The sequence below is a fragment of the Microbacterium sp. 69-10 genome, from assembly GCF_001897945.1.
Lineage (GTDB): Bacteria > Actinomycetota > Actinomycetes > Actinomycetales > Microbacteriaceae > Microbacterium.
Genome location: NZ_MKRT01000001.1, coordinates 123,283 through 127,048 on the forward strand (window position 1 = coordinate 123,283; position 3,766 = coordinate 127,048).

Annotated in this window: 5 protein-coding genes; 2 read left to right on the forward strand and 3 right to left on the reverse strand. The window is 70.0% G+C overall.

Features of this window, described 5'->3' with window-relative positions:
* Window positions 1-33 precede the first annotated feature (33 nt).
* The 3 genes from BGN97_RS00635 to dcd all read right to left on the reverse strand — a co-directional run bounded on the left by BGN97_RS00635 (window position 34) and on the right by dcd (window position 2,540).
* Complete coding sequence (locus BGN97_RS00635; protein WP_292697130.1) at window positions 34-1,233, reverse strand: MFS transporter; 1,200 nt, start codon at window positions 1,231-1,233, stop codon at window positions 34-36.
* A 94-nt stretch (window positions 1,234-1,327) separates the two neighbouring features.
* On the reverse strand, window positions 1,328-1,933 hold the full coding sequence (locus tag BGN97_RS00640) for a hypothetical protein (RefSeq protein ID WP_292697132.1): 606 nt from the start codon (window positions 1,931-1,933) through the stop codon (window positions 1,328-1,330).
* Window position 1,934: 1 nt separating this feature from the next.
* Window positions 1,935-2,540: a dCTP deaminase gene (gene dcd / locus BGN97_RS00645; protein ID WP_292697134.1), complete on the reverse strand. Its 606-nt coding sequence runs from the start codon at window positions 2,538-2,540 to the stop codon at window positions 1,935-1,937.
* 164 nt (window positions 2,541-2,704) lie between these two features.
* Between dcd and BGN97_RS00650 the strand changes: the two genes are divergently transcribed.
* Window positions 2,705-3,271 (forward strand): TasA family protein, encoded by a 567-nt coding sequence (locus BGN97_RS00650; protein WP_292697136.1) that lies wholly within the window; start codon window positions 2,705-2,707, stop codon window positions 3,269-3,271.
* A gap of 77 nt (window positions 3,272-3,348) precedes the next feature.
* Window positions 3,349-3,766, forward strand: a 418-nt coding sequence (locus BGN97_RS00655; protein WP_292697138.1) for a signal peptidase I, incomplete at its 3' end; no start/stop codon positions are given.

The following is a 3,766-nucleotide window of genomic DNA, read 5'->3' on the forward strand; positions in this document are numbered from 1 at the left end:
GCCGTGGCACCCCCTGGCGCGGCGTCCCGCCGCTCAGCGCCCCCAGCGACCCGAGATGCCGAACAGCACCGCCCCCACGGTCAGCATCGCGGCACCCACGGCGTACGCGAGCTCGATGCCGATGGCATCCACCAGCATCCCGCCCACACCCGCGGCGAGCATGATCCCGGCCTGGAACCCCACCACCACGAGTCCGCCGCCCGCCTCCAGGCGATCGGGCATCCGGTGCCCCACCCAGGTGTTCACGATCAGCAGCCACGAGGCGAAGAAGAAGCCCCACACGAACGCGACGACCCCGACGGTCCACAGCGACCCGGCGCCCAGGATGATCACAAGCACTGCCACGGCGATGACCAGCGGAGTGACCACCGCCAGCACGCGATAGGTGCGGTCGATCCCCGCGCCGATCACGAGGTTGCCGATGAACCCGCCGATCCCGAACACCGCCAGCAGCACGATGATCGTGCCCTCGTCGATCGCGGCGCCGTCGGCCTGCACCCGCTCCAGTGCCAGCCGGATGTAGGTGTACGCCAGCGCGTGCCCGAAGATCACCAGCACATGCCCCACGACCCCGAGGCCGATGCCAGGACGACGCAGCGTCTCGACGAGCACCGAGATACGGGCGGCGTTCTCGGCGGGGACCGACGGCAGCAGAGTGCGCAGGCCGATCGCGAGCAGCGCGGTGGCACCCGCGGCGATCCCGAACACGCCGCGCCACTCGAGCAACTCGCTGAGCATCACGCCCACCGGAACACCGGCGACAGTCGCCAGCGACGTGCCGGCCGACGTGAACATCACCGCGCGCCCCAGCCGCTCGGGCCCGGCGATACGAGCGGCCACCGTGATCGACATGGTCCAGAAGCCCGAGAGCGCAGCGCCCAGCAGCACGCGCGCCACGAGCATGAGCGCCAGGCTGGGCGCGATCGCGACGACCAGGTTCGAGACCGCGGCGAGCACCGCCATCCACACCAGCAGGGTGCGACGGTCCAGCCGAGGAAGCGCCAGCCCGATCGTGGGTGCGACGACCAGCCCCGCGAGCGCGGTGACCGTGACCAGCTGCCCCGCCTGTCCGGGCGTCACGCCCAGCTCGGCCGCGATCTCGGTGAGCACGCCGTTGGGCAGGAACTCGGCGCTGACGAGCAGGAAGCTCATCGCCATCATCGTCAGCAGCGCGGCGTACGGCATGCGCCGCACCGTCTCTGTGACGGTCGGCAGGGGTGCGGTGGTGGTCATGGTTCCAGCGTTCCCGAAGAGCGGATGCCGCACCCGACCACGCGTCCGGAGCATCCGACCGTTCGTCCGGGACGTCCGGCAGCGAGCGGAGCGCTCAGCGCAGCAGCGTGGAGATCAGCACCACGGCGCCGATCAGCAGCGCTCCGAGGACACCGTAGATCGCGATCGTCAGACCGCGATACCCGCCGGACGTCGCACCCGAGGGCGGCGGCACCACAGCCGGGTCGGGCTCCGGCGCGGTCAGCCGGGGATCGGATTCCGGCACCGGCGGCGCCGTCACGGGGTCGGATGCCGCGCGCCGCGCAGCACGGGTGACCGGCGAGGCGCCTGCGGGCTCATCGCCTTCGGCGCCGGACGCGTCGGATCCGGACAGCCCGGAGCGGTCCCGCCACTTCTCGCGCCAGTCGGCGCCCGTCACGGGCGTGTCCTCCGGCGGCGGCGGGATCACGGGCTCGGTCAGGAACGACTCCGGCAGCACCGGGTCCGGGATCACCGGCTCACGCTGATCCAGCTCCGGGACATCGGCATCCGGGATCTCGAGGTCGGGGACGACCGTCTCGGCATCCGGGATCTCCAGATCGGGAACCGCGGCGTCCGCCACTCCGGCAGCGGAACCATCCCCCGACGGCGGTGCGGCACCCTCGGCTACGCCCGCCTTCGCGGCCTCCGGCTCCTGTGCGCCCTCATCGGGATCTGCCATGTCAGCCTCCGATCGCTCCCGCATCGGTCGTGCCCACGTCGGTGCGGTGGAAGTTCAGGAACGAACGGGATGCCGTGGGTCCCCGCTGCCCCTGGTAGCGGTTGCCGTACGGGCCTGAGCCGTACGCGTTCTCTGCCGGCGAGGTGAGCCGGAAGAAGCAGAACTGGCCGATCTTCATGCCCGGCCACAGCTTGATCGGCAGGGTCGCCACGTTCGCGAGCTCCAGGGTCACGTGGCCGGTGAAGCCGGGGTCGACGAAGCCTGCGGTCGAATGCGTGATCAGGCCCAGGCGGCCGAGCGACGACTTGCCCTCGAGTCGCGCCGCGATGTCGTCGGGCAGTGAGACCTGCTCGAAGGTGGCCCCGAGGGCGAACTCCCCCGGGTGCAGGATGAACGGCTCATCCGGGTCGACCTCGATCATGCGCGTCAGCTCGGGCTGTTCCACCGAGGGGTCGATGAACGGGTACTTGTGATTGTCGAACAGCCGGAAGTACCGATCCAGGCGCACGTCCACGCTCGACGGCTGCACCATCTCCTCGTCGTACGGGGACAGCCCGATGCGGCCCGATGCGAGTTCTGCCTTGATGTCGCGGTCGCTGAGAAGCACGTCTTCAGCGTAACGGTGCTGTTGCCGGACCGCAGAGCTGTGTCCGAACGCTGGCCTCCGTGTTACCCGGGCGTGGATCGGACGTGGCGCGCGCCTCCGTAGCTTGAGTCCTACGAGCTTCCCCCCACCGCTCGGCACACCACCTCAACGAGAAGGAATCCCTGATGAACGACAGCATCACCGCTCAGACCGAGACCCCGGCCCGCTCGCGCAAGCGCCTGATCGTGCCGCTCGCGGGCCTGCTCATCGCCGCCGCGGTCACGGTCGGATCCGGCGCCGACTTCGTCGCCAACTCCGTCAACTCCGCCAACGCGTTCAGCACCGGCACCCTGACGCAGAGCAACTCCAAGTCGGGCAGCGCGATCTTCAACGCTGCGAACCTCAAGCCGGGTGACACGCTCAACGGAACCGTGACCATCACCAACTCGGGCAGCCTGCCGGCCGACTTCGCACTCACCGAGAACGCCACCAACGGCTTCGTCACCAAGGCCGACCTGGGCCTCGTGATCACCCGCGCCGGCTCCGCGACGCCCGTCTGGTCCGGCACCTTCGGCGACCTGACCGCCGCCGGCCCGCTGAAGCTCGGCACCTTCGCCCCCGGCGAGGCCCGCGACTACACCTTCAGCACCACGCTCGTGCAGTCCGCGAGCAACGCCGAGCAGGGCAAGACCGCCTCGGCCACGTACACCTGGAACTCGACGCAGACCGCTGCGACCACGACCAACCAGTGACCAGTGATCGGGGCGCAACCCACCGCGCCCCGATCACTCTGAAACCGGTCACCCGAAGACCGGAAGAGAGGACGAGCATGAGCGCCATGCAGAGGACACGACGATTCGCGAACTCGCTGATCACGATCGTCGCGATCATCGCGATGGGGATCGTGGCGCTCATGCTCGTCCCCGGCCTGCTCGGTCTGGACCGCTACGTCATCACGGGCGGATCCATGTCCGGCACCTTCGAGCGAGGCACCCTGGTCTTCGAACGACAGGTGCCCGTCTCGGAGCTGAAAGTCGGCGACGTCATCACCTACCTGCCGCCGGCCGACTCCGGCGTCACCGAGCTGGTGACCCACCGCATCGAGTCGATCACACGGGACGCGTCGGCCCCCGGCGGCCGCGTCTTCCACACCAAGGGCGACGCGAACGCGAGCGCCGACCCCTGGACGTTCACGCTCGCCGCGCACACGCAGCCCCGCGTCGTGGGCTGGGCACCCGCCATCGGCT